22 protein-coding genes are annotated in these 25,035 nt (G+C 63.1%); 13 read left to right on the plus strand and 9 right to left on the minus strand.

Going from position 1 to position 25,035, the window contains the following annotated elements; all coding sequences use genetic code 11:
- Positions 1 to 50: 50 nt before the first annotated feature.
- Entirely contained in the window at positions 51 to 1,502 is a 1,452-nt protein-coding gene (locus B0G74_RS29430) for an aldehyde dehydrogenase (protein WP_132378825.1), read from the minus strand.
- Between the two features lie 81 nt (positions 1,503 to 1,583).
- Positions 1,584 to 2,411, minus strand: coding sequence for a p-hydroxycinnamoyl CoA hydratase/lyase (locus B0G74_RS29435; RefSeq protein WP_132378827.1), 828 nt, complete (start codon positions 2,409 to 2,411; stop codon positions 1,584 to 1,586).
- Between the two features lie 137 nt (positions 2,412 to 2,548).
- On the opposite strand from B0G74_RS29435, the gene B0G74_RS29440 reads away from it, so the two are divergent.
- From B0G74_RS29440 to B0G74_RS29480, 9 genes are all read left to right on the plus strand, one after another.
- The gene (locus B0G74_RS29440; RefSeq protein WP_132378829.1) at positions 2,549 to 3,049 is read left to right on the plus strand and encodes a MarR family transcriptional regulator; all 501 of its coding nucleotides are present in this window, start codon (positions 2,549 to 2,551) and stop codon (positions 3,047 to 3,049) included.
- 347 nt (positions 3,050 to 3,396) lie between these two features.
- Positions 3,397 to 4,626, plus strand: a complete 1,230-nt coding sequence (gene mhpT, locus B0G74_RS29445) for a 3-(3-hydroxy-phenyl)propionate transporter MhpT (RefSeq protein WP_132379486.1) — start codon at positions 3,397 to 3,399, stop codon at positions 4,624 to 4,626.
- Positions 4,627 to 4,689: 63 nt separating this feature from the next.
- Positions 4,690 to 5,829: a porin gene (locus B0G74_RS29450; RefSeq protein ID WP_132378831.1), complete on the plus strand. Its 1,140-nt coding sequence runs from the start codon at positions 4,690 to 4,692 to the stop codon at positions 5,827 to 5,829.
- Positions 5,830 to 5,839: 10 nt separating this feature from the next.
- Complete coding sequence (locus B0G74_RS29455; RefSeq protein ID WP_132378833.1) at positions 5,840 to 7,573, plus strand: tannase/feruloyl esterase family alpha/beta hydrolase; 1,734 nt, start codon at positions 5,840 to 5,842, stop codon at positions 7,571 to 7,573.
- Between the two features lie 360 nt (positions 7,574 to 7,933).
- Positions 7,934 to 9,409 (plus strand): ATPase domain-containing protein, encoded by a 1,476-nt coding sequence (locus B0G74_RS29460; RefSeq protein ID WP_132378835.1) that lies wholly within the window; start codon positions 7,934 to 7,936, stop codon positions 9,407 to 9,409.
- A gap of 6 nt (positions 9,410 to 9,415) precedes the next feature.
- Positions 9,416 to 9,766 carry a response regulator gene (locus B0G74_RS29465; protein ID WP_132378837.1) on the plus strand — a complete coding sequence of 117 codons (351 nt, stop codon included), beginning with the start codon at positions 9,416 to 9,418 and terminating at the stop codon, positions 9,764 to 9,766.
- 201 nt (positions 9,767 to 9,967) lie between these two features.
- Positions 9,968 to 11,401 (plus strand): MFS transporter, encoded by a 1,434-nt coding sequence (locus B0G74_RS29470; protein WP_132378839.1) that lies wholly within the window; start codon positions 9,968 to 9,970, stop codon positions 11,399 to 11,401.
- 38 nt (positions 11,402 to 11,439) lie between these two features.
- Entirely contained in the window at positions 11,440 to 12,639 is a 1,200-nt protein-coding gene (locus B0G74_RS29475) for a CoA transferase (protein ID WP_132378841.1), read from the plus strand.
- A 2-nt stretch (positions 12,640 to 12,641) separates the two neighbouring features.
- Positions 12,642 to 13,466 (plus strand): citryl-CoA lyase, encoded by an 825-nt coding sequence (locus B0G74_RS29480; RefSeq protein WP_132378843.1) that lies wholly within the window; start codon positions 12,642 to 12,644, stop codon positions 13,464 to 13,466.
- 15 nt (positions 13,467 to 13,481) lie between these two features.
- On the opposite strand, the gene B0G74_RS29485 is transcribed toward B0G74_RS29480, so the two are convergent.
- Complete coding sequence (locus B0G74_RS29485) at positions 13,482 to 14,246, minus strand: IclR family transcriptional regulator (RefSeq protein WP_132378845.1); 765 nt, start codon at positions 14,244 to 14,246, stop codon at positions 13,482 to 13,484.
- Between the two features lie 280 nt (positions 14,247 to 14,526).
- Between B0G74_RS29485 and tehA the strand changes: the two genes are divergently transcribed.
- The gene (gene tehA / locus B0G74_RS29490; protein WP_132378847.1) at positions 14,527 to 15,543 is read left to right on the plus strand and encodes a dicarboxylate transporter/tellurite-resistance protein TehA; all 1,017 of its coding nucleotides are present in this window, start codon (positions 14,527 to 14,529) and stop codon (positions 15,541 to 15,543) included.
- Positions 15,544 to 15,590: 47 nt separating this feature from the next.
- On the opposite strand, the gene B0G74_RS29495 is transcribed toward tehA, so the two are convergent.
- Positions 15,591 to 16,055 carry a DUF4126 domain-containing protein gene (locus B0G74_RS29495; RefSeq protein ID WP_132378850.1) on the minus strand — a complete coding sequence of 155 codons (465 nt, stop codon included), beginning with the start codon at positions 16,053 to 16,055 and terminating at the stop codon, positions 15,591 to 15,593.
- Between the two features lie 258 nt (positions 16,056 to 16,313).
- The gene (gene bla, locus B0G74_RS29500) at positions 16,314 to 17,261 is read right to left on the minus strand and encodes a class A beta-lactamase (RefSeq protein WP_132378852.1); all 948 of its coding nucleotides are present in this window, start codon (positions 17,259 to 17,261) and stop codon (positions 16,314 to 16,316) included.
- Between the two features lie 100 nt (positions 17,262 to 17,361).
- Between bla and B0G74_RS29505 the strand changes: the two genes are divergently transcribed.
- Entirely contained in the window at positions 17,362 to 18,240 is an 879-nt protein-coding gene (locus B0G74_RS29505; RefSeq protein WP_132378854.1) for a LysR family transcriptional regulator, read from the plus strand.
- Here the strand turns inward: B0G74_RS29505 and B0G74_RS29510 are convergent.
- Both B0G74_RS29510 and B0G74_RS29515 read right to left on the minus strand, forming a co-directional pair.
- On the minus strand, positions 18,237 to 18,494 hold the full coding sequence (locus B0G74_RS29510; RefSeq protein WP_132378856.1) for a hypothetical protein: 258 nt from the start codon (positions 18,492 to 18,494) through the stop codon (positions 18,237 to 18,239). The genes B0G74_RS29505 and B0G74_RS29510 overlap by 4 nt on opposite strands.
- Positions 18,495 to 18,562: 68 nt before the next feature.
- Complete coding sequence (locus B0G74_RS29515; RefSeq protein WP_132379488.1) at positions 18,563 to 19,060, minus strand: lecithin retinol acyltransferase family protein; 498 nt, start codon at positions 19,058 to 19,060, stop codon at positions 18,563 to 18,565.
- A gap of 471 nt (positions 19,061 to 19,531) precedes the next feature.
- On the opposite strand from B0G74_RS29515, the gene B0G74_RS29520 reads away from it, so the two are divergent.
- Positions 19,532 to 19,819: a hypothetical protein gene (locus B0G74_RS29520; protein ID WP_132378858.1), complete on the plus strand. Its 288-nt coding sequence runs from the start codon at positions 19,532 to 19,534 to the stop codon at positions 19,817 to 19,819.
- Positions 19,820 to 19,824: 5 nt separating this feature from the next.
- Positions 19,825 to 20,595, plus strand: coding sequence for a protein phosphatase 2C domain-containing protein (locus tag B0G74_RS29525; protein ID WP_132378860.1), 771 nt, complete (start codon positions 19,825 to 19,827; stop codon positions 20,593 to 20,595).
- A gap of 24 nt (positions 20,596 to 20,619) precedes the next feature.
- On the opposite strand, the gene B0G74_RS29530 is transcribed toward B0G74_RS29525, so the two are convergent.
- Both B0G74_RS29530 and B0G74_RS29535 read right to left on the minus strand, forming a co-directional pair.
- Positions 20,620 to 21,975, minus strand: coding sequence for a sigma 54-interacting transcriptional regulator (locus B0G74_RS29530; RefSeq protein ID WP_132378862.1), 1,356 nt, complete (start codon positions 21,973 to 21,975; stop codon positions 20,620 to 20,622).
- The gene (locus B0G74_RS29535) at positions 21,975 to 25,031 is read right to left on the minus strand and encodes a peptidase domain-containing ABC transporter (protein ID WP_132378864.1); all 3,057 of its coding nucleotides are present in this window, start codon (positions 25,029 to 25,031) and stop codon (positions 21,975 to 21,977) included. The genes B0G74_RS29530 and B0G74_RS29535 overlap by 1 nt, the downstream gene beginning before the upstream one ends.
- Between the last annotated feature and the right edge of the window lie 4 nt (positions 25,032 to 25,035).

Here is a 25,035-nt window from a genome sequence, read left to right on the forward strand (position 1 = left end):
ATGCAAAGCCTGTCTCCTATCGATCAGAATGAAAATCGCGATCGCAACGATCAAATCGGATAGTGCCGCGGTCCGGTTTGAATCGTGATCCAACGCAGATCCGTGAACTCGGCAATCGACGCCTTGCTGCCGAATCGCCCGTAGCCGCTCTTCTTCACGCCGCCGAACGGCATCTGCGCTTCATCGTGCACGGTCGGACCGTTGATATGGCAGATGCCCGATTCAATGCGCTTCCCGACGTTCAACGCGCGCGACACATCGCGACTGAATACCGCGGCTGAGAGTCCATATTCGCTGTCGTTGGCGATTCGAATCGCTTCTTCGTCGCCGTCCACGCGTTGCACCGTCACCACCGGCCCGAACGATTCTTCCGCATACAGCTTCATTGCAGGCGTAATGCCGTCGACAATCACCGGTTGCATCACAGCGCCTTCGACCGTGCAGCCGACCGGCAACCGCGCGCCCTTCTCATGCGCGTCTTCGATCAACGCCTCGATGCGCCGCGCGGCAGCCGCGCTTTCGAGCACACCGAGTACGGAATCGGCAGCGGCCGGGTCGCCGGCTTTCAGGCTTCGCGCTTTCGCCGCGAGTTTCTCCACCAGCGCATCCGCAATTTTCCGGTCGACGATCACGCGCTCCGTCGACATGCAAATCTGCCCCTGGTTGAAAAACGCGCCGAACGCGATGCCTGCGACGGCCGCATCCAGATCGGCATCGTCGAGCACCACGACCGGGGCCTTGCCGCCGAGTTCGAGCAACGCCGGCTTCAGATGCAGCGCCGCATGCTGCGCGACGATGCGCCCCACTCGCGTCGAACCGGTGAAATTCACCCGACGTACCGCCGGATGCGCAATCAGCCGCTCCACGATCGCCGGCGCGTCTTCGGCGGAATGTGTGATCACGTTGACGACGCCATCGCCGAGCCCGGCTTCCTGCAGCACGCTGCCGATCAACCGATGCACGCCCGGACAACCTTCGGACGCCTTGAGCACGACCGTGTTGCCGCACGCGAGCGGCATCGCAATGGCCCGCGTGCCGAGAATCACCGGCGCGTTCCACGGCGCCATGCCGAGCACCACGCCGCATGGCTGGCGCACCGCCATCGCGAGACTGCCTGGCACATCGGACGGAATCACGTCGCCGTCGATCTGCGTGGTCATGGCCGCGGCTTCGCGCAGCATGTTGGCGGCCAGCATAACGTTGAAGCCGTACCAGTTCGGCATCGCGCCCGTTTCGGCGACGCCGGTTTCGATGAACTGCGCGGTGCGGGCGTCCATCAGATCCGCTGCCGCCAGCAAACGCTTGCGACGCTCGGTCGGTGCCAGCGCCGACCAGGCCGGAAAGGCCTGCGCGGCCGCTTCAACCGCGGCGTCGGCATCGGCCAGCGTGGCCGCCGCCGCACGCGAAGCAGCCTGGCCGCTCGCGGGATTGATCCGCTCGAACGTCTTGCCGTCCGATGCGCCGCGGCTTTCGCCGCCAATCAACAAAGTCACTTCATGCATGTCCGTCGTCTCCTCGCTGTCTCTCTCGCTGCATCACTCACCGTAGTCTGCGTGAACCGAAGTCCACACCGATGCGACCGATTAGCGCTTGTACGTTTGCAGACCGGGCTTGATCGCCTTGTCGTCGAGGAACTGCTTGAGGCCCTGTTCGCGGCCGCCTTCGGGATCGCGCAGTTGCGCCTGATCGAGCTTGGCGTACAGATAGTCTTCATTCTGATCCCACGTCAGTTCGCGGCAACGCTTGAAACCCTGCTTGGCGGCGCGCAACACCACCGGATTCTTCTCGAGCAGTTTGCCGGCGAGCGCACGCGTAGCTTCGCGCAACTCGGCGCGCGGCACGCTCTTGTTGACGAGGCCCATCTGCGCCGCTTCCTGCCCGGTGAACGTCTCGCCCGTCATGATGTAATACAGCGCCTGACGATGCCCGACGGTATCGGCCATTGCTTTGCTCACCAGGTTGCCCGGCGGAATGCCCCAGTTGATTTCGGAGAGGCCGAACACGGCTTCGTCGGCGGCAATCGCGAGGTCGCACGCCACCAGCGGCGAGAATCCGCCACCGAAGCACCAGCCATTGACCATCGCGATGGTCGGCTTCGCGTACATGCGCAGCAGTTGCCATTGCCACCGGCACGCGTCGCGGCGAATCTTTTCCTGCAGGATTTCAGGGCCCGCGTCGACTTCGCGGAAATATTCCTTCAGGTCCATGCCGGCAGTCCACGCGTCGCCTTCGCCGGTGAGTACCAGAACCTGGGCTTCCGCGTCCAGCTCAACGGCTTCGAGCACCTCGATCATTTCCTTGTTCAGCGTGGGGCTCATCGCGTTGCGCTTCTCAGGTCGATTGAACGAGACCCATGCGATTCCTTCCACGACATCGACCTTGACGGTATTCCAACGGCCTTCATAACTCATCTGCTTTCTCCGTGAACGTTGGCCGCGACCGCGGCCTGATGAACACATTTAATATCAGGCTGCCTGATATGTAAAGTGGAAAATCGCCCGCTCGGTGCAAACCCCTAGCGGCGGAATTTCCGTCGAGGCGCGCTAAGATACGGGATAGACCGAACCTTCTGCCCACGATGAGCAAAAATCAAAACTCGCCTGCCGAGCCGACCGCCACACGCACTCGCCGTTCCAGCCTGCGCCTGACCTATGTGATCGGCAGTCTCGACCGCATCCTGCGGCGCCGTATGACCGAAGCGCTCGCGCCGCTCGGCCTGACGCTCGCGCAATTCACCGCGCTTTCCGTGCTCGAAGCCAAAGGGCAAGCATCCAACGCACAGGTCGCCGAGCGTTCCTTCATCACGCCGCAGTCGGCCAATGAGGTGATGAATGCGATGGCAAGCCGCAACTGGGTAAGCCGCGAACCGGACCCGACGCACGGCCGCATCGTGCTGCTGCGACTGACGGACGAAGGGCGCGCCGTGTTACGCGAATGCGAGCAGGCCGTCAAGGCCATCGAGAAGCAGATGATGGAAGGCATCGAACTCGACGCCGCCGGCGCGGTGCAGACCCACCTCGAAACTTTCGTTCGTAATCTGCGCGGCTAGATCCGCTGGCCGCCTCGCCGAATTGCTAGGTGTTTTCACCGAACAATTTGCGCTTGTGTTATCAGCCTACCTGATATTAAATCCAGTCCACGATGCGGCGTGTGGAGACGCGCCGCATCGCCTCGAAGCAAATGCACCGTCGTCTGGCCATCGAAACGATGCGCCGCGCGCGGCGGTGATTGCTGCGCTGCTGCAGGGTATTCCATCGTGGCCTCGACGATGATCTGACGCCCGCTTGCCGAACCCGTCTGGCATGCAAGACGGCGACTCGGCATCTGCTGACTTCCAGCAAAACCGGAAAACCACGCCATTTAATAAGGATCACTAACGTGAAAAGAGCCGGAACATTGAATTCGACCGAAGGCACTGCGCTACGGGCGACGTCCAGCCGGACAGGCGCCTTCGTCACCCTCGGATTGTGTTTTGCGATTGCCCTGCTCGAAGGGCTCGACCTGCAGTCGGTCGGCGTCGCCGCGCCGCGCATGGCGCGCGAGTTCGGCCTCTCGGTCGCGCAGATGGGCCTGGCGTTCAGCGCCGGCACCTTCGGCTTGCTGCCCGGCGCGATGTTCGGCGGACGGCTCGCCGACCGCATCGGCCGCAAGCGCGTGCTCGTGATCTCCGCCTGCCTGTTCGGCCTGCTGTCGATCATGACCGCGCTGGTGAGCGACTTTCACACGCTCGTGATCGTGCGGGTGCTGACGGGTATCGGACTCGGTGGCGCATTGCCGAACCTGATCGCGTTGTCGTCGGAAGCGGTCGAGCCGCGTTCGCGCAGCACCGCCGTGAGTGTGATGTATTGCGGCATTCCGTTCGGTGGTGTGATCGCGTCGGTGATCGGCGTGCTGAGTGCGGGCGACACCGAGTGGCGCCACATCTTCTACGTCGGCGGCGCGGGACCGCTGGTGCTGGTGCCACTGCTGCTCGTGTTTCTCGCGGATTCGAAGGCGTTCACGCAAGCATCGCGCGATGGCCACGCCAAACCCGCGCCGGTCGGTGAAATCCTGTTCGGTGGCACGCGTGGGCTCTCCACCGTGCAGATCTGGGTCAGCTATTTCTGCACGCTGATCGTCCTCTACTTCCTGCTCAACTGGCTGCCCTCGTTGATGGCGGCAAGCGGTCTGACGCGCGCGCAGGTCGGCTACGTGCAGATCTTTTTCAACATCGGCGGCGGCATCGGCGCGTTGTGCATCGGCATGTTGATGGATCGCATGCGCTCGGGCGTGGTGGTGGCGGGCATGTATGTCGGGATCATCGCGTCGCTCGCGGCGCTTTCGATGGCGCCCGGCTTCGGCGCGCTGGCGGCCTCGGCCTTCTTCGCGGGGATGTTCGTGATCGGCGGCCAATCGGTGCTGTATGCGCTGTCCGCGGCATTTTATCCGACGGCCATGCGCGGCACCGGCGTTGGCGCGGCGGTGGCGGTGGGCCGCGTCGGCTCGGTGGTCGGGCCGCTGGCCGCGGGTCAATTGCTGGCGATGGGCCGCAGTTCATCGACCGTAATCGGCGCAAGCATTCCCGTCACGCTGGTCGCCGCAGCAGCCGCGCTGCTCCTGCTGCGCCGCCCGCGCGCCGACGACTGACCGTCCGCACAAAAAATTCAACAACAACACACACATTCATTCAACGGTTCGGAGACACCCTTCATGCAAGCATCCGCACGTCTTTTACTCTGCGGCGCACTGTGCACCCTCAGCGGCGCCGCAGCGGCCCAATCGAGCGTGACGCTCTACGGCATTGTCGATACCGGCATCGAATACGTTTCGCACGCGAACGCCGCGGGCAAGAGCGTGTTCCGCATGCCGTCGGTCACGGGCGAACTGCCTTCGCGCTGGGGGCTGCGCGGCAATGAAGACCTGGGTGGCGGCTATAGCGCGGTCTTCACGCTGGAAAGCGGCTTCAATGTGCGAGCCGGTGACCTCGGCCAGGGCGGGCGGCTGTTCGGCCGTCAGGCATTCGTCGGCATCAAGAGCCCGTACGGCACGGTCTCGTTCGGCCGCCAGTACACGATGACGTACCTCGCGCTGATGGGCGCGGACCTGATCGGCCCGGACATCTATGGTCTGGGCTCGCTCGACGCCTATGTGCCCAACGCCCGCGCCGACAACTCGGTGGTCTACCTCGGCAGTTATGCGGGCGTGACGCTCGGCGCGAATTACTCGTTCGGCCGCGATTCCGCCGGCACCGGCAACTCGCCGGGCCAGGGCACGTGCACCGGTTCGGTCGCCGGACAGGCAACCCAATGCCGCGAATGGTCAGTCATGCTGAAGTACGACGCGCCGCTCTTCGGCGTCGCTGCGTCGTATGAAGAGCAGCGTGGCGGCAGCACCGCGGCGGCGAACTTCTTCGACGGCATCGCGCCGACTCCGCTCACCAGCGCCGGCGACAAGGACATTCGCGCGCATGTGAGCGCCTACGCGAATCTCGGCAAGGCCAAACTCGGCGTGGGATGGCTCAACCGCCGCGTCGAGCCGGCGGCGGACACGATTGCGAGCGTGCGCTCGAATCTGTTCTTCGTCGCCGCGTCGTACTACGTGACGCCTGCCTTCATCGTCGACGGCGAGATCTATCACATCACCAATAGCGAGCACGACACCCGCGCCACGATGGGCACGCTGCGCACCACCTATCTGCTTTCGAAGCGCACCGCTGTCTACGCCCAAGGTTCGTACCTCGGCAACAGCGCGAAGGCGCGCTACTCGGTCAGCGCCGGCGGCGGCGGCACGACGCCCGCGGCAGGCACCGGCCAGACCGGCGTGATGGTCGGCGTTCGTCATTCGTTCTAGGAGACACAGCATGAAGTGCACCTCTATCGCGCTCGCAGCGGCTGCGGCGCTCACACTAGCCGCGTGCGGCGGCAACGATCTCGGCAGCAGCGCGGGCACCAGCGCCACCATCGCCGCGTTGCCGCAACTGAGCGCCGCCACGCCGGGCACGCTCGCCGGCAATTGCGCGGCGCTCGCCGCGAAGCTCACATTCGCCAATACGGTCTTCACCACGGTGACGGACGTCGCGGCAGGCACGCTGAAAGTAGCGGGCAAACCGATCGCCGAACACTGTCTGATTCAAGGCAGCATGAATCAGCGCGTCAGCAGTGTCGACGGCAAGACCTATGCGATCGGCTTCGAAATGCGCCTGCCGATCGCATGGAACGGGCGTTTCTTCTATCAGGCCAACGGTGGCCTCGACGGCAACGTGGTCACGGCTACCGGCGAGATCGGCGGCGGCGGTCCCACGAGCGACGCGCTCAACATGGGCTTCGCGGTCATCAGCTCGGATGCGGGGCACAGCTCGGCGCAAAATCCGCTGTTCGGTCTCGACCCGCAAGCGCGCATCGACTACGGCTACAACGCGGTCGCCACGCTCACGCCGATGGCCAAGCAGGTCATCAAGCTCGCTTACGGCAAGGCACCGGACCGCAGCTACTTCGACGGCTGCTCCAACGGTGGACGTCATGCAATGGTCGCGGCGGCACGCTCGTCGGCGGAATATGACGGCATCATTGCGGGCGATCCGGGCTTTCATCTGCCGAAGGCGGCCGTCGGCGAAATGTGGAGCGCGCAGCAACTCGCGAAAGTGGCGAGCGCGACAAAGTCGAACGGCCTGCCCGATATCACAACCGGCTTTACCGCGGCAGAACGTCAAATGGTGGCGTCGAAAATACTGGCCAAGTGCGACGCGCTCGACGGCGCCAGCGACGGCCTCATTCAGGATATCAAGGCATGCCAGGCAAACTTCAACCTTGCTACCGATGTCCCGACCTGCACGAACAACGTGCGCGACGGCACGTGTTTGACGGGCGCGCAAAAGGACGCCATCGGCAATGTGTTCTCCGGCGCGCGCAACAGCGCAGGCACAGCCCTGTATGCGAGCTTCCCATACGACGCCGGACTCGGCCCGGGCTGGTCGGCATGGAAGCAGGCCAACTCGATCACACTCGATCCGGCCGCAGCCGCCTTCACGTTCACCACGCCACCGCAAAGCGCTTCCGTGTTGAGCCGGTTGTCGGCGTACGCGCTGAACTTCAGCATGGACACCGACGCGCCGAAGATCTTCGCCACCAGCGGCGCGTATAGCGAGTCGGCGTGGTCCTTCATGACGCCGCCCGACGAAACCAACCTGAGCGCATTGAAGCAGCGCGGAGCGAAGCTGATGGTTTATCACGGCACGAGCGACCCGGTGTTTTCATCGAACGACACGACCGACTGGTATCAGCGGCTCACGACGGCGAACGGCGGCGACGCGTCGAACTTCGCGCGTCTTTACACGATTGCCGGCATGAACCACTGCAGCGGTGGACCGAGCACCGACCAGTTCGACATGCTCACGCCGCTCGTCGCGTGGGTCGAACAGGGCAAAGCGCCGGACAGCGTGGTCGCCACCGCGCGCGACGCGAGCAATGTCGTGCCGAACACGGACGTGCCTGCCGGTTGGGGCGCGGGACGCACGCGGCCACTTTGCGCGTATCCGAAAGTGGCGCGCTATCAGGGCGGCGACGTCAACGCCGTGAGTAGTTTCGTTTGTAGTTGAATCGAAAGCGGGTTATCGGCCCGCCTCGCTGTAAGCGCCTCGCGCACGCGGTGCACCTTTGCACGAATTGCATGCGCGAGGCGTAGTCTGAATCTCCCTCTACTTACATCGCGTTGAAAAGTTCGCCGCCACTCCGGCGGTCGACAACGCGCCACTCCACTGCCTCGTACGACCGCGAACCGCACGCCTGCGTGCCGTTCGCCAAGCGCGTCGCCGCCAGGTAGAATCCCCTGCATCTCATGCCGACGCGCAGCATTGCCGCCCCGGAGCGGGAACGCGGCTTGCTAATTAGAGGAGTTGAGCAATAGACGATTCCTTACGAGCCGTCGCTTCTCCGCACTTTGAAATGACACTTCGACAATGACTAACCACGAATCTCAGACATCTTCCCGATCCAACGTGGAAACGGGCGTCCCCGGTCTCGACGAGATCCTGGGCGGAGGTCTGGTCCGCGGCGGCGTGTACCTGCTGGAAGGCATGGCCGGCGCCGGCAAGACGATTCTGTCGAGCCAGATTGGTTTTCATCGTGTAAGCCAGGGCGAGAAGGTGCTGTACATGACCTTGATCGCCGAATCGCACGACAAGCTGTTGGGTCATCTCAAGGGCCTGAGCTTTTTCGACGAGAAAGCGGTCGCCCAGCAGATGCTGTTCGTGTCCGGCTATCACGAACTGATGCAGGACGGTCTCGACGGCTTCCTCAAGCTGATTGCCTCGAGCATTTACGATTACCGCCCGAGCCTGATGATCATCGACGGCTTTCGTAGCGCGCGTGAATTCAGCGAGACCGAGCTGTCGCTGTCCAAGTTCATCCATGAGTTGAATGCGCTGGTCGCAGCGATGGATTGCACGACCTTGCTGCTTGCCCCGCTCTCCGGCAACGAACCGCATCCGGAACATACGCTGGTCGATGGCCTGATCGAGCTGAACCGATTCAACGACGGCATGCGCCGCGCGCGCGAAATCGAAGTCCACAAGATGCGCGCGCGCAATCATCTGATGGGCAAGCATTTCTTCCGCATTGCCGAAAGCGGGCTCCTGATGTTCCCGCGCCTGGAAGCGCAATCTGCTCTGCCGCCCGGTCCGGTCGATCTGAAAGCGCGTCTCGGCTTCGGCCTTCCGCATCTCGACGGCCTGCTCGGCGGCGGCTTTGCGCAAGGCTCCACGACCACGCTGATCGGGCCGTCGGGCGTCGGCAAGACGTTGCTCTGTCTGCAATTTCTCGCGGCCGGCGTCGCGCGCGGCGAACGCTGCGTGTACCTTGGCTTCTACGAAGGGCCGCAGCGGCTGATCGGCAAAGCGGAGGCCGTGTCGATCGGACTGACGGACGCGTACGAGGACGGCCGGCTCGTGATCCAGTGGCAACCGGCCATCGAACTGGCCGTCGACGAACTCGCGGCCACCGCGCTCGCCACGGTCAAGAAGATCGGCGCGTCGCGCATCGTCATCGACGGGGTGGAAGGTTTCCGCGATTCCGCGTTGCGCACCGAGCGCTTTGGCCTGTTCCTGAATGCGCTGCTGCATCAGCTTCGCGAGGCCTGCGTCACCACACTCCTTACAGAAGAGTTGCCGCTTTACGCCGACCCCGGCCACGCGAGGAGCGTGCGGGTTTCGGCCCTGACCGAGAACCTCGTGCTGCTGCGTTACGCCGAAACGGAAACGGGTCTGCGGCGCATGATTTCCGTGGTCAAGCAGCGTGAAAGCGCCCACGACACTTCGTTGCGCGAGCTTGTGATTTCGTCTCAGGGTCTCGACGCGATCGAAAACTCGGGGAGCCCCGCCAGCCTGTATTCGGCGGCCGGCCTGTCGGCCACGCTGCCGCCGCGACGAAATACCTAGCCGCCCATGAAAACCATTCTGGTCGTGGACGACGAGTTCGACATCCTGACAGTCTGGCGGCTGTTGCTGGAGCGGCACGGCTACACCGTGCTGACGGCGTCGAACGGGGCCGCCGCGCTCGAGCAGATACGCAAGACCCGGCCCGACATCATCGTGTCGGACTGCATGATGCCGGTCATGTCAGGGCTGCAACTGTGCGCGGCGTTGAACGCCGATCCTGATCTGCGTGCCATTCCGATCATTCTGTGCAGCGCGGCCGCGGATATCCCCGTGCAACCGAATCCCGTCATCGAATACGCGCGCAAGCCGCTTTCGTTCGACACGCTGCTGGCCATGCTTCAACGCATGGCCGCATAAAACAGCGGACCGCCCACGCGGCGGACGGGCGGGCGCGCTTGCTGCGCGAACGCCCGTCCGCAAGCGACTTTCCCCCCTCTCCAGGTAAAAACCCGGATTCCTGCCGTCGGCCGCACGGACTACTCTCGGCACACTCATTAAACAGAACATCGTTCTTTCCAACAGAACGACGCTGACAAAAGACACCCGAAGGAGGATTTCATGGCAAGCCTGCCGATCGACACGTCCGGCGCGTCGCCCCATTCAAGCGCCGGCGCGCCGGAGCTCACGCCCGGCGTCAACGCGCGCATCGACCGCCTGCCCGCGACGCGTGCCGTGTGGATGCTGGTTTTCCTGCTGTCCATCGGCGGCTGGTTCGAGTTCTACGATCTGTTTTTCACCGCGTACGTCGGCCCCGGCCTCGTCAAAAGCGGTGTCTACTCGACAACGACCGCGTCGTTCTTCGGCGTGTCCGGACTCGGCGCGTTCGTGGCGGCGTCGTTTGCCGGGCTTTTCATCGGCACGTTCTTTCTGGCGGGCATGGCCGACCGCTACGGCCGCAAGACGGTGTTCACTATTTCGCTGCTGTGGTACTCCGCCGCGACGCTGATCATGGCGCTGCAAAGCACGGCGCCCGCCATCAATCTGTGGCGCCTGATTGCCGGCATCGGCGTGGGGGTCGAGCTGGTGACGATCGATACGTACGTCAGCGAACTCGTGCCAAAACATTTGCGTGGCCGTGCCTTTGCGTTCGTTCATCTGGTGCAGTACACCGCGGTGCCGTCGGTCGCGTTTCTCGCGTGGTGGCTGGTGCCGCTCACGCCGTTCGGACACGACGGCTGGCGCTGGGTCGTGATCATCGGCGCGTTGGGCGCGGTGGTGGTGTGGGCAATTCGCCGACGCGTGCCGGAAAGCCCGCGCTGGCTCGCGCAGCAAGGCCGCGTCGCCGAAGCCGAGCAGGTGCTGCAGGCGCTGGAAGCGAAAGTCGCCGCGCAATACGGCAAACCTCTGCCGCCCGCCGTGCCGACTGTCGAACCGGCGACCACCAAGGCCGCCTTCCGCGAAATCTGGCAGCCGCCGTATCGCAAACGCGCGATCACCATGCTCGTCTTCAATCTGTTCCAGGCGATCGGTTTCTACGGCTTCGCCTCGTGGGTGCCGACGCTGCTCGTCTCCAAAGGCGTAACGATCACGCACAGTCTGCTGTACTCGTTCGTGATTGCGGTTTCGAATCCGTTCGGGCCGCTGATCGGCATGGCGATCGCGGATCGCATCGAACGGAAGACGTTGATCGTGCTGTCGGCGCTCGGTATTGCCGTGTTCGGCAGCCTGTTCGCGACGCAAACCTCGCCCGCCATGCTGATGACGCTCGGCGTGCTGATCACACTGAGCGGCACGCTGCTCTCGGTCGGCTATCACGCGTATCAGACCGAACTCTTCCCGACGCGTTTGCGGGCGCGCGCCGTCGGCTTCGTCTACTCGATGTCGCGTCTGTCGGCCATGTTCTCCGGCTTCATGATCGCGTTCGCGCTGCGTCACTTCGGTGTAAGCGGTGTGTTCGCGCTGATCAGCGCGTCGATGGTGATGGTGATGGGCGCGATCGGCATCTTCGGACCGCGGACCAACCATCGCAATCTCGACGAAATTTCGCATTGAACTGCGTCGCATCGTATTTTGAACAAGAGGCTTTAAAGATGACGCTGCCGTTGGCTGGAGTCCGCGTACTGGACTTATCGAATGTATTGGCCGGGCCGTTTTGCGCGTATCAACTCGCGTTGCTCGGCGCTGAAGTGATCAAGGTCGAACACCCGGAAGGCGGCGATCTGGCGCGGCGCCTCGGCGCCGACAAGGATGCGTCGGCGCGCAACATGGGCGCCTCGTTCGTCGCTGTGAACGCGGGCAAGCAGTCGCTTACGCTCAATCTGAAAGACCCGCGCGGCAAGGCGATTTTGCGCGAGCTCGTCGAAACCGCGGACGTGCTGGTCGAAAATTTCCGGCCCGGCGTGATGACGCGTCTCGGCCTTGATTTCGAGGCGCTGAGCGAGGTCAATCCGAAGCTCGTGTATTGCGCGATCTCCGGCTTCGGCATGGACGGCGAGTTTTCAAAGCGCCCTGCTTACGACCAGATCATTCAGGGCATCTCCGGCGTGATGAGCGTGACCGGCGATGCCGACAGCGCACCGTTGCGCGTCGGCTATCCGGTGTCGGACACAGTGGGCGGTCTCACCGCGGCGTTCGGCATTTGCGCCGCGTTGCTCGACGCGCGCGCCACGGGACACGGCCGCATGCTCGACGTGTCGATGCTCGAAGCCACGCTCGCAACCATGGGCTGGGTCGTCTCGAATTTCCTGAACGCCGGCGTCACGCCGACGCCAATGGGCAACGAGAACTTCACCGCCGCGCCGTCGGGCACTTTCAAAACCGGCGACGGCCCGCTCAATATCGCCGCGAACGAAAACAAACAGTTCGCGAGCTTGTGTCAGTTAATCGGCCGCGCCGATCTGCTCGACGATCCGCGTTTTTCCGAGCGCAACGCCCGCAAGCTGAATCGCGCGGCATTGAAAGCGGAGATCGAAGCGGCACTCGCGCACGATAGCGCCGCGAACTGGGAAGCGCGTTTCTTCGAAGCCGGCGTGCCGGCCGGCCGCGTGATGTCGGTGCCGGAGATTCTCGCGCATCCGCATCTGGAGTCGCGCGGCTTCATCCGCGAGTTTGCCGCCGACGCCAACACGGACCGCCAGCGCGTGACCCGCGCGGGTTTTCGTCTGCACGACGCGGACACCGCGCCGAGCACGCCCGCGCCGGTTCTCTCGGCTCACACGCATGAACAACTCGCCGCGCTCGGTTACGACGACGCACACATCGACCAACTACGCGCCGAAGGAGTGATCTGAACATGACGCAAGCATTCGACGCAGCGAAGCTTGCTGCCGATTATTGGAGCACGTCGATCATCGACATTCATCCGGGCTCGATCAATGTCCGCGGGTTCCCGATTCAGGAGCTGATCGGCAACATCAGCTTTCCGCAGATGATCTGGCTGATGCTGCGCGGCGAACTGCCCGACGCCGCGCAGGCGCGCTTGTTCGAAGCGGCGCTGGTGTCGTCGGTGGATCATGGCCCGCATGCGCCATCGATTGCGATCTCACGGATTGCGACCAGTTGCGGCTTGCCGCTGAACGGCGCGATGGCCTCGGCGATCAACGCGCTCGACGACGTGCATGGCGGCGCCGGTCAGCAGGCGGTCGAACTGTACGACTCGATCGATGCGCGCATGCAAGCCGGCGCCACGTTGGAAAACGCCGTCGAACAAGGTGTGGATGCCTTCATCGCGGCGCACGGCAAATATCTGCCGGGCTTCGGGCATCGTTTTCATCCGGTCGATCCGCGTGCGCCGCGGCTTCTCGCACTAGTGGACGAGAATGTCCGCGCGGAGCGTATCAGCGGACGCTATGCGGCGATCGCACGCGGCATTGAAGCGCTGCTCATGAACCGCAAAAGCAAGCCCGTGCCGATGAATATCGACGGCGCCACCGCGGTGATCTACGCCGAACTCGGCTTTGCGCCCGAGTTGGCGCGTGGTGTGTTCTGCCTGTCACGCGCGGTCGGCATTCTGTCGCATGCATGGGAACAGCGCGGACGCAAAGAGCGCAACAAAGGTCCGATGCCGCGCCAGATGGCCTACACGTACACCGGCAAGCCCGAGCGGCATTTGCCTTGATCCATTTGTCCTGAACTACTTGTCCTGAACTTCGGCCGCGCGCCGCTGCGCGTTGCGCATGGCACGCGAATCGCCGCCCAAGGCGTCGGTGGCGCGCGCGGCGCAATCGAACAGTGCGCCGAGATTGCGTTCGAGAAACGCGTGATCGATACGCGAGCTCGGACCGGCCAGCGTCACCACGCCACGCAGGCTCTGCCGCACGCCGAATACCGGCATGGAAATACCCGCCGTCTCCCGGTCGCGTTCGCCGATCGACACACAGTAGAAGTCCTCGCGAATCTTCTCGTACGGTGCGCCCGGCATGCCGTCGAAGGCGAGCAATGCGTGGCCGCCCGAGCCGCTTTCCAGCGGCAGCACGTCCCCTTCACGCACGTGAAAGCGCACCGCGTGCTTCGAATCCACGCGATGCAAACACACCCGCACCGCTTCGTCGCGCACATAGAACGACACGCTTTCGCCGCTGATTTCGGCGAGTTCGCGCATGAGCGGCACCAGAATATCGCCGAGGTTCAGGCTGCGCTGATACAGGGCGCCCAGCATGAAAGTGGCGGAACCGAGCTGATAGCGGCCGTCGTCGAGACGCAGCAGCAAGCGATGCTGGATCAGCGAGCCCGCGAGCCGCAACAACGTGCTCTTGTAAAGCCCCGTGCGCGCCGCCAGTTCGGCGAGCGTGAGCGCGTCATCGTCCGGCCGGAAGGCGAACAGGATGGCGCAAGCACGATCGATGACGGCAACACCCTCGCTTTCCTTCGTGTTCGATTTGTCCGCAGGCGTTGGCATGGGTGGCATGACTTCATAGGGAAGCGGAAATTTTACGCCATGACGCCGGGCTGTCATACCCGCCACGGGCGCTTCGGCGCCGATTCCGCGCGGAGTCCGGAGCATGAGCGCAAACCACGGCGCAAACGCCCACCGAATACGGCACGTCGCATCTTGAGACGATCGCGCGATTTGTTGAGCGCGCCCAGCATTCAGCGTTTGGCCGCCGGCTTTTACAGTACGTCATCGATCGCGCGAAGCCGGAACAGCGGAGCGCGACGCAACTTTCGGAGGATCGGTGATGAACAGCAAGCGTGGGACGATTCCAGTTGCCTTCTTCGGGATCGCGGTGGGCGCACTGGCGTTCGCCAATCTGTGGCGCGTGGCAATCAGGCTCTGGCACCTGCCCGCCGCCGTGGGCGACTTGATGACAGTGGCCGCGCTCGTCGTGTGGCTATTGATTCTGGTGGCATACGGGCAAAAATGGCTGACGCATGCCGCCGAAGCGCGCGCGGAAATGCAGCATCCGGTGCAATCGTCGTTTGCGGCGCTCGGCCCCGTCTCCAGCCTGCTGGCCGCGCAGCTTCTGCAACCGTACGCTCATACGTTGGCGCTTTCGTTGTTCGGCGTGGCCGTGCTCGCGCAACTGGCGCTCGGCATGTATTTGCATGGACGGCTCTGGCAGGGCGGCCGCAAGCCTGAACTGGTGACGCCCGCCATTTATCTGCCGACCGTGGCGCCGAGCTTCGTAGCCGGCACGGCTTCGGCCGCCTTCGGTTTCCATCAGTTGGGCGCGCTGTTTTTCGGCGCGGGTTTGCTGTCGTGGCTCGCGATCGAATCGCTGATCCTGCACCGCGCCGCCGTGCATGAACCGCTGCCCGACGCATTGCGCCCGGTGCTCGGCATCCAGCTTGCGCCGCCGGTGGTGGGTGGCGTGACCTATCTGAGCCTGAGCAGCGGCGCGCCTGACCTGCTCGCCCTCGTGCTGCTCGGTTATGGCTTGTACCAGGCTCTGCTGCTCCTGCGTTTGCTGCCGTGGATTCGCCAACAGGCTTTCGTGCCGGCTTATTGGGCCTTCAGCTTCGGCGTCGCCGCCCTGCCGACGATGGCGCTTCGGATGGTCGAACGAGGCGCGACGGGTCCGGTTGAATGGGCCGCGCCGGTTCTGTTCATCGCGGCGAATGTGATCATCGCGATTCTGGCGGTGAAGACGTTGGGCTTGCTGGTGCGCGGCAAGCTGATCCCCGCCACCGCGGCTATCGGTGCCCTGCCCGCACCGCGGACATCCACCGATTCACGTATCGCACGGGCCAGCTAGACTGCCCAAACCGCTTCAGCGAGGCGCCCCCGTCTCGCTGAAGCGCATCAACGCAACGCCATCACGATCAACGCCGCGCCGACGATCGCCACCGCATCTTCGATCAACGCCGCCGGCTGGTCCCGTCCAAACGCACGCGCCATCGCGCCGCGGACCCTCGCGCCGCCCACGGTGCCGATCACAACGCCGATCAATCCCGCGATCAACCCGTTCCCTACTCCGCCATGCGCCGCACCGATCGCCGCACCGCTCAATCCGCCGAGCACGAGACGCGCGCCGAATTGCATCGGCACGGTACGGCTGGGGGTTTTCGGCAGTTGATCGGTGATCAGTTCGACGATGGCCAGCACCGTGAAGATATACGGCGTGGCGGTGAAGCCGAGAAATGCCAACGGGGTGTCTTGCAGCGGCAACCAGCCCAGATGCGCCGCCCAACTGACCGCGGCGGGCGCGGTCATCGCGCGAAGACCGGCCACGACGCCGATCAGCAATGCCAGGACATAGACAGACATAGGGGACTCCGAATCAAGGACAACGATGCGTGGTTGAACAAGCCGACGGCTTACCTGGACGAACGTCGGCAGAAGGTGTCGAGCATTTCCATGGACAGTCAACTTCTCACCGCATCCATCGAGGCCGATTCGCAGTTGCCTCCTTTCGGTGTGGCCCTAGTGTCGCATACTTCGATCGGCGCATCGGCGGCGATGACCGCCGGATTTATCGGCCATCACATCCTTATCGCGTCGCGTGTGCTCCTGTCCGCGCCGAGATCAGATAGATGCCACCACCAGCGCGCCCACGTTCGCGATCGCCGCGTTGCTGCGTGCCGCGTCGCCATCCGTTTCGGTCAGGTACACGGTTACCAGCACCGGACCGCGTCCGGGCGGCCACAGAATCGCCACGTCGTTGGCGGTGCCGTGATCGCCCGTTCCGGTCTTGTCGCCTACGCCCCACTCCATCGGCAGCTTCGCGCGAATCCGTGCGCCGCCGGTCTCGTTGGCCGCGAGCCAGGCCAGCAGTTGGGCTCGCGACGACGAGCACAAACGCTCGCCGAGCAACAGCTCGCGCAGGTTGCCGAGCATGGCGTTGGGCGTGGTGGTGTCGCGCGGATCGCCGGGAATGGCCTCGTTCAGTGTCGGCTCGTTACGGTCCAGACGCGTGATGCCGTCACCGAGGCCGCGGGCGAAGGCGGTCAACCCAGCCGGCCCGCCGAAGGTCGCCAGCAACAGATTCGCCGCTGTGTTGTCGCTGAGCGTGATCGCCGCCTTGCATAGCTCGGCGATGCTCATGCCCGCGTTACCGGTGAGTTCGCTTGTGTGCTTGCTCGTAGCCGGCGAGTTCGACACCACGTCGCGTTGTGAGAACACCACGCGCCGCTGCAAGTCTTCCTCGCCGCGATCCGTGCGCGCCAGTACGGCGCCCGCCGCCAGTACCTTGAAGGTGCTGCACATCGGAAAGCGCTCGTCGGTCCGCAAGCCGGCGTGCAAGCCAGACATCGTATCGACGATCGACACACCCAGCCGCCCGCCGCTCGCCGCTTCGATTTCAGCGAGCCGTCTACGGATCGCATCCGCCTTGGCCAGCTCGCGCCCTTGCGCCGCCGTGCCCGTTTTCACCGCCTTGCCAGATGCGTTGCCGAACGCGCCGGCACTGCCAACCGCAACCCCAGCTATCGAAACGCCCAGCATCGCGCCCGCGAACTTCCGTCTTGTGATCATCGCCGCTCCTTTGTGTGAAGCCGCAACTATCGGTTTTCCGCCGGCTGCTGACAAACGATGATAAGTTAGCCAACTCACAAGAAAATCTTATGCCTTCGCCATGAGACCGTACCTTCCGTTAAACGCGCTGCGCGCCTTCGAATCGTCCGCCCGACACCTGAGCTTCACGCGCGCGGCGCTCGAATTGAACGTCACCCAGGCCGCCGTCAGCCAGCAGGTCAGGACCTTGGAGGAGCGGCTGGGCACCGCGCTCTTCAAGCGTCTGCCGCGCGGCCTCGCCATGACCGACGAGGGCCTCGCGTTGCGTCCGGTGCTGACCGACGCATTCGATCGCATCGAAGCCGTGCTCAAGCAATTCGAAGGCGGCCACTTTCACGAGGTGCTGACGGTCGGCGTGGTGGGCACCTTCGCGGTGGGCTGGCTGATGCCTCGCCTCAAATCGTTTCGCGACGCGCATCCGTTCGTCGAACTGCGGCTGCTGACGAACAACAACCTGGTCGATCTCGCCACCGAAGGTCTCGACTTCGCGATCCGTTTCGGCGACGGCACATGGCCCGGTTCGCTCGCGACCCGCCTGCTCGACGCGCCGCTCGCGCTGCTATGCACGCCGGAAATCGCGGCGCGCCTGTCGGAGCCGGAGGATCTCGCCGACGAGACCTTGCTGCGCTCCTATCGCGCCGACGACTGGATGAGCTGGTTCACCGTCGCCGGCATTCCGCCACGGCCAATTCGCGGGCCGGTGTTCGATTCGTCACGGCTGATGGTGGAAGCGGCGATGCAGGGCGCGGGTATCGCGCTCGCGCCCGCGCTGATGTTCGATCACGAGATCAACACGGGCCGGCTGGTGCGCCCGTTCGAAGTGGAGGTTCACGCCGGCAGTTATTGGCTGACATGGTTGAAGGGCAAACCCATGACGCCGGCGATGCTGCTGTTCAATCAGTGGATCATCAAGGAAGCGTCCGCGCAGGCGCGGAACTAGGCAGCTAGCAAAGCGCGGCGATGGCCATTCATTGCGGGCCGCTCCGCTTGCGGCGGAAACACATTCCACGAGCCGTCGTCATGACGGAAGAAGAAGATCGACAGCAGACCGCTCGGCCGCAAGGCTTCCACGCACACATAGCGCTGATGTTGCGACGCACGGTGGCAGAACTGCACGACACGTGCGGGCATCGACGGGGTCGGGGCGAGCCATTTGTCTACGGCCCAATGCAAGGACTTTTCTGCGGCGGCCATGATGTTCTCCTTGAATCCTTGAATGATTGAGTCACTAAAATGAGTCACTGAAATTCGGTGTCGCCGGTTCAGGCCATTTGCGCGGAACCGTGAGCGCCCTTCGCGGTGCTTTCCACAAAAGCCTTCACGAGGCACACCAGCGCATGCATGCCGGTGCGCGGATGGCGCAGGCAGCAATGCACTTGTTCGCTACGGCTTTCGCCGAGCAGGCACCATGCGCAGAAGTGCTCGCAGTTGTTGGTCAGCAGGCGATAATGGTTTTCGCCGAGGCGGGAGCGTGCGCGGCGCACGGCTTCGTCGCCGACGTAGCGGGCGGACGGGGTTGAACGGATCGTCAGCGGATGGCCGGCGGCGAAGCGTTCCAGTTCCACTTCCTCAACCGGGCCGCGATGCGCTGAACTCGCAAAGCCTGAGTAATGAACCACGCGGCCATTGCCCACATAAATGCCGTGGTGTTCGTAACCGGGGCGTTGCGTGACGAGATGCGCGCCGATCGGCAGGTCGATGGTGGACGCGGCGTCGCAGCGGTCTTCGCTGTTTTCGCTGCCGGTTTGGTTCGTGTTCATGGCTGGCCTCGCTTCGATTTCCAACACTGTTGCGAGATCTTTTGCATCATTCGGGCCATGTGCGCGAAAGCCTTTATTTAAAGGGCTTCGCGGGAAAACGAGACGTTCCGGATGCGACGAGTGTACGTTGCGGGCCGACAGAAATTTGGCCGAAGTGTTGGCGAGCGGCGCTCTTTTGCCGCTGCGGTGGAAGGGGATGTGCGCCGATTGAAACGGCGCGGCGAGCACGAGGAATGTGTTGGGTCGCGCACCGTTTCGAGTGCGGGCATGTTGGCTGCCAGCCGACCGATGAATTGATGCGCGCCGAAGCGCTCTATACGCAAGCTCGCGGAATCGCCCGGCAATCAAGGCGTTACGACAAACCGCCTGAATCACTCACGAATTGGCATGGCACTTGCACTATAACGGCCAGATACTTCTTAACCGCGCGTCACCGCGCGCGTTACACACGCGGCCAACCGGAGAAACGACATGGCTTCTATTACAGTAAGCGACCTCTCGCTGAACCTCGCGCTAGACCGTAAAGCGATGGCGGCGATCCGCGGCGGCGGCGGCGCCCCGTGGGTGTACGGCTGGATTCAGCCTTATGTACGCGATACGCCGAGCTTTGGACCCGTCGTGAACCTGTACGATGTGACCAACAACTTCTATGCTAACCAGATGATCAACACGTTCCAGTCGGTCGACGTACGCAACACCGGCGCGAACTCGAACATCAGTGTCTCTCCCGACGCACGCAGCAGAAACGATACGGTGTAAGCGTTGTGACCTGTGCGAGCCAATTTCGCTGGACGTCGTCCGCGCGTTCCGACGCTGGGCGCGTCCGCGAGATCAACGAAGATGCCTGCCTCGACCAGTCCGCACTCGGACGCTGGGCCGTCGCCGACGGCATGGGTGGACACGCGGTCGGCGATCTGGCGAGCCGTCTGGTGATCGATGCGCTTGGCCGGCTCGCGTCACCGGTCAGCATGAAGTCCTTCGTCGCCGACGCGCGCGCGCGCCTGCAAACCGCCAATCGTCAACTGCGGGAAGAAGCCGCGCGCCGTCAGGTGCAGCGTATCGGCAGTACGGTTGTCGTGCTGCTCGCCTGCGATCGTTTCTGCGGCTACATCTGGGCTGGCGACAGCCGCCTGTACCTGCTGCGTGAAGGCAGCCTGCGGCAACTCACGCGCGATCACAGTCAGGTGGAAGCGCTCAAGTCGCTCGGCGTCCTCACCGAAGAAGAGGCGCGCCATCATCCGGCGCAGCATATGATCACGCGCGCCGTTGGCGCCACCGACGTGCTCGAACTCGACGACGATGCCATCGAGGTCGCGGACGGCGACGTCTTCCTTCTCTGCAGCGACGGCCTGAGCAACGAAGTCGGCGAAGAAGACATGCTCGCTGTGCTGAGCAAAACGGCCGGCGCGAACGCGTCTGAAGAACTCGTCGACCTGGCGCTCGCGCGCGGCGGCCGCGACAACATCACCGCCGTGGTCGTGCGCGCCGAAGACCCTAATGCGTCAGACAAAACTCTGCTTAACCCGGCGCCATGAAGCTATTGGCGTGACGCCGCGGTCTCAGGTCTCGTTGTCTTCATCGTCGTGGCCTTCAGCGCCGTTCTTGTTCCCGGCCGGCTGATTGCGGTTGCGGAAATCCTTCGAATGCAGGCCGTGTTTCTTCAGAAGCATCTGCAGATGCGAGCGGTTCATGTCGATACGACGCGCGAGTTCCGCGACCGTGCCGCTCACTTCTCGAAGGCCGCGCTCGAGAAAGGCTTTTTCGGCGTCGTCGCTGGCGGCACGCTTTGCGTCGCTCAGCGACATCAGGTTCGCCACGCTGATCGGCTCCTGCCCCGTCGCGGTCGCAGCGCTGGACGCCATCGCCGAGCCGGGCGCCGCCGGCCGCATGTCCACCGGCAAATGATCGACATCGGCCATATCGCCGGCCAGACACGACACCCGATACATCACGTTGCGCAACTCGCGGATATTGCCCGGATACGCATAGTTCAGCAGAAAGTCCCGCAGACGCGGCGTCATTCGCACGGGCCTGCGCTTTAAGGTGCCGGCGGCTTCATCGCCGAACCACGCGATCAGCAGGGGAATTTCATCGCGACGCTCCCGCAGCGGCGGCAACGTCACATGAATCACGCTGAGCCGGTAGAACAGATCCTCGCGGAACTTGCCCTCTTCGCTGAGCTGCCGCAGATTGCGATTGGTCGCCGCGACGATGCGCGTATCCACCGCAATCGTTTCATCGGATCCGACGCGTTGGATCTCATGCGCTTCCAGCACGCGCAGCAGCTTCACCTGGCCGGCGAGCGGCAACTCGCCGATTTCGTCGAGAAAGATGGTACCTGTATGCGCGCTTTCGAATTTCCCCTTGCGATCGTTCGAAGCGCCCGTGAACGCCCCCTTGCGATGCCCGAACAATTCCGACTCCAGCAGATTGTCGGGAATCGCGCCGCAGTTCACTGAAATGAAGGGTTTGTCGGAACGCGAGCCGTTGGCGTGAATCACCTTCGCCATCAACTCCTTGCCCGTGCCACTTTCGCCGTCGATCAACACGGGTAAATCGGTCGGCGCCGCTTTCTCGGCGATTTCGAGCGATTCGAGCAGGCGTGGATTGTCGCCGAACGTCCCTTCGAAAATGAAACTGCGTTCGAGCAACGCTTTGCGGCGCGCGCCACGCGATAGATCGCCGCGCTCCTGCGGCTCCGCGGCCACCGCCGCTTGCACGAAGCGCTCCTTGTGCGAGAGCTGCATCACCTCGTCGCGCAACGAGGTGGCTTGCCGGAGCAGCTTGTCGATGTCCGCGCGCTCCAGCCGCGACGACCAGCGCAATGTCGAGCGCAAAATCTCGATCCGCTCGATCAGCCCCGCGTACGAAATCGCGGGGCTGGCCTCTTCAACCTGGTCGAGTATCTTCATCATCACGCACTCAACTGTTTCTGGACCAGCTGGTAATACATGCCGCCGCGCTGGATCAGTTCATCGTGACGGCCCTGTTCGACAATCGCCCCTTCGTACAGCACGAGAATCTTGTCCGCACGCATGATCGTGCTGAGCCGGTGCGCGATGATCACCGCCGTGCGGCCCTTCAGAATGTCGTGCATATTGCCGAGGATGTTGCTCTCCGATTGCGAGTCCAGTGCCGAGGTCGCTTCGTCGAATACGAGCAGACGCGGGTCGTGATACAGCGCCCGTGCAATGCACAGCCTTTGGATCTGCCCGCCGGACAACCCAATTCCGCGTTCGCCCACAATCTGCTCATACCCTAGCGGCATCTTGCTGATGAATCCATGCGCGTCGGCCATCTTCGCGACTTCCTCGATGCGGCGCCGGTCGGGCGCGTCGTCGCCGCTCGCGATGTTCTCCGAGATCGTGCCGGAGAACAGCAAATTGCTTTGCATCACATAGCCGATCTGCGCACGGTAATAGGCTTTGTCGACCACGCCGAGATCGTAGCCGTCGATCGTCATCTTGCCTTCGGTCGGCGCGTAGAAGCCGACCAGCAATTTGGCGAGCGTCGTCTTGCCCGACCCGCTGCGCCCGACAATCGCCACCAGTTCGCCGGGTTTGATATCGAAGCTGATGTTTTCGAGCACGTACGCCGAGTCGTTTTCGCCGTAACGGAAATAGACGCCGCTGAGGCTGATTTCGCCTTGCAGTTCGGGCAGCATCACACGTGAAGGCAAATCCTGCGGCTTCTGCTCGGGCTCGATATCGAGCACATCGCCGAGGCGCTCCATCGCCACACCCGCGTCGTTCAACATGCTCCACAAGCCGACCAGGCCCATGAGCGGCCCCAGTACGCTACCCATGAACGCATTGAACGCGATCAACTGACCAATCGTCATTTCACGCGCGAGCACGAGATTCGCACCGACCCAGAGAATCGCAATCGTCGTCGCGGAGTTCAGCAACTGACTGCCGAGTCCTACGAGAATGTTGAACGCGTGCGCGCGATATTGCACTTCGAGCGCCTTCGCGTACTTCTTCTCCCAACGCAGACGCACCGGCCGTTCGATACCCATGCCCTTGATGGTCTCCACACCGGCGAGCGCTTCCATCAGAAATGACTTCGATTCAGTCGACGCGGTGAACACTTCCCGCGCATAGCCTTTGATCTTCGGCGTGGCGATCGCGGTCAGCGCCATGATCGGAATGACGAACGCGATCAGCACCAGCGTCATCTTCACGTTGTAGACGAACATGATCGTGAAGTAGATGAACACCATCAGCAGATTCAGCGCCGTGGTGACGGTGGATTCGGTGAGGAACGCGCGGATCGTCTGGTTCTCCTGGAAGCGCGCGAAAATGTCGCCGGTCTTGCGCTTGGCGAAAAACGAAAACGGCAGCGACATGGTGTGCTTGAAGAACTGCGACATCATCGCGAAGTCCATGTTGCGCACCATGAAATTCGCGAGGTACGCGCGAATCGACGACATCAATTGCGAAAAGACATTGGCGATGATCAAGCCGCCAATCAGCAGATGCAGCAGGCTGACATTCTGATGCACGATCACGCCGTCCAGAATGTTCTGGATAATCAGCGGGGGAATCACGCCCAATACCTGAATCACGAAAGTGGCTAGAAACAGGTGGCCGAGAATCTTCTTGTACGGTTTGAGGTAGCCGACAAAGCGTATCCACGGCGAACGCGCGGCGGACATTTGCAGCAGATGCGGTCCACCTGTAAACAGCAAACAGGTGCCGCTCCAGCCGCGTTCGAAATCCTCCACGGTCATTTTTTTGAAGCCGACCGCGGGGTCCGCCACCCACACGTAATCCTTGGAGAGCCCGTACACCACGACGTAGTGATAGCCCTCCCAGTGCACGATGAATGGCAGATCGAAACCGCGCAACGAATCGAACGTACATTGCACGCCGCGCGCCGTGAAGCCGAGCGATTCACCCGCGCGGGCGAGACTGTCGAGCGTCGCACCCTGGGTCGTAACGTTGGCCAATTCGCGCAATTTGCCGAGCGTCATCGGAATGCTGTAGTGGCGGCATACCATCGCGAGGCACGCTGCACCGCAATCCATTTCTTCGGCCTGTTCGACCAGCGCGAAGCGTTTGATGACTTTCTCGCCGAACTCGGGCTTGCTCTGCAAATCGAGCATCAGCGGCAGCTTGCGCCGCTGTTCGACCCGCTTTTGCCGCTGCAATTCGCGGTCGCCGTAGCGAATCCGCTCGTCGAGCACTTCGCGCAGCTTCGGATTGCGTTCGAGAATGAAATGGACCGTGCGCTCCGGAATGACCAGCAGCCGCGTATCGGTCGTCGCGACCACCGACGCCATCTGCTCCTGGCGCATCAAGCAAGCTTTTTCGCCGAATATTTCGCCTTCTCCGAGCGTGGCGAGCGTGTAGTCGTGCCCCTCCTCGTGCCGCACGATACGCACTGTGCCTTGGCGCACCACGTACAGGCGCCGGTCCTCGCGTCCGTCCTGCTTGAGGATTTCCTTGCCCGCAGCCACCCGTTTCACGCCGACGCTGCGCACATACTCTTCGAGTTCCGCCTTGTTCAGCTTGCCCCGCAGATCGAATAACTGCGCGACGAAACCGCCTGCCGAATTGATCGCCACGTAGCTGGCAACGAAAGCCAACGCAGCCTGATTGCCGGCCATGACCGGTTCGATCGCGGCACGCGGAATGAACAGCAATTCGGTTTTCGCCGATGCCCGCACTGACGCTTCGTGGACATAGGTACGCAACATCGCAATATCGGCGAAGATCTCGCCCGACTTGCGCACCCCCATGCTGGTTTCCTTGCCGTGCTCTTCCGTGAAGATCCGCACGGAACCCGAGCGAATCACGTACAGCCCGTCAGCCGTCTCGCCCGCGGAACAAACCGTTTCGCCGAACGAATAGAAGCGCGCTTGCGCATATTCGGCAAGACGCTCGATCTCATCGCGCGAAAACGGCGAGAGAATTTCCACCGAGGTGAGAAACTCGGCTGCGGAAGGCGCGGTCTGGGGTGCATCCATGTGC

Source organism: Paraburkholderia sp. BL9I2N2 (assembly GCF_004339745.1).
Lineage (GTDB): Bacteria > Pseudomonadota > Gammaproteobacteria > Burkholderiales > Burkholderiaceae > Paraburkholderia.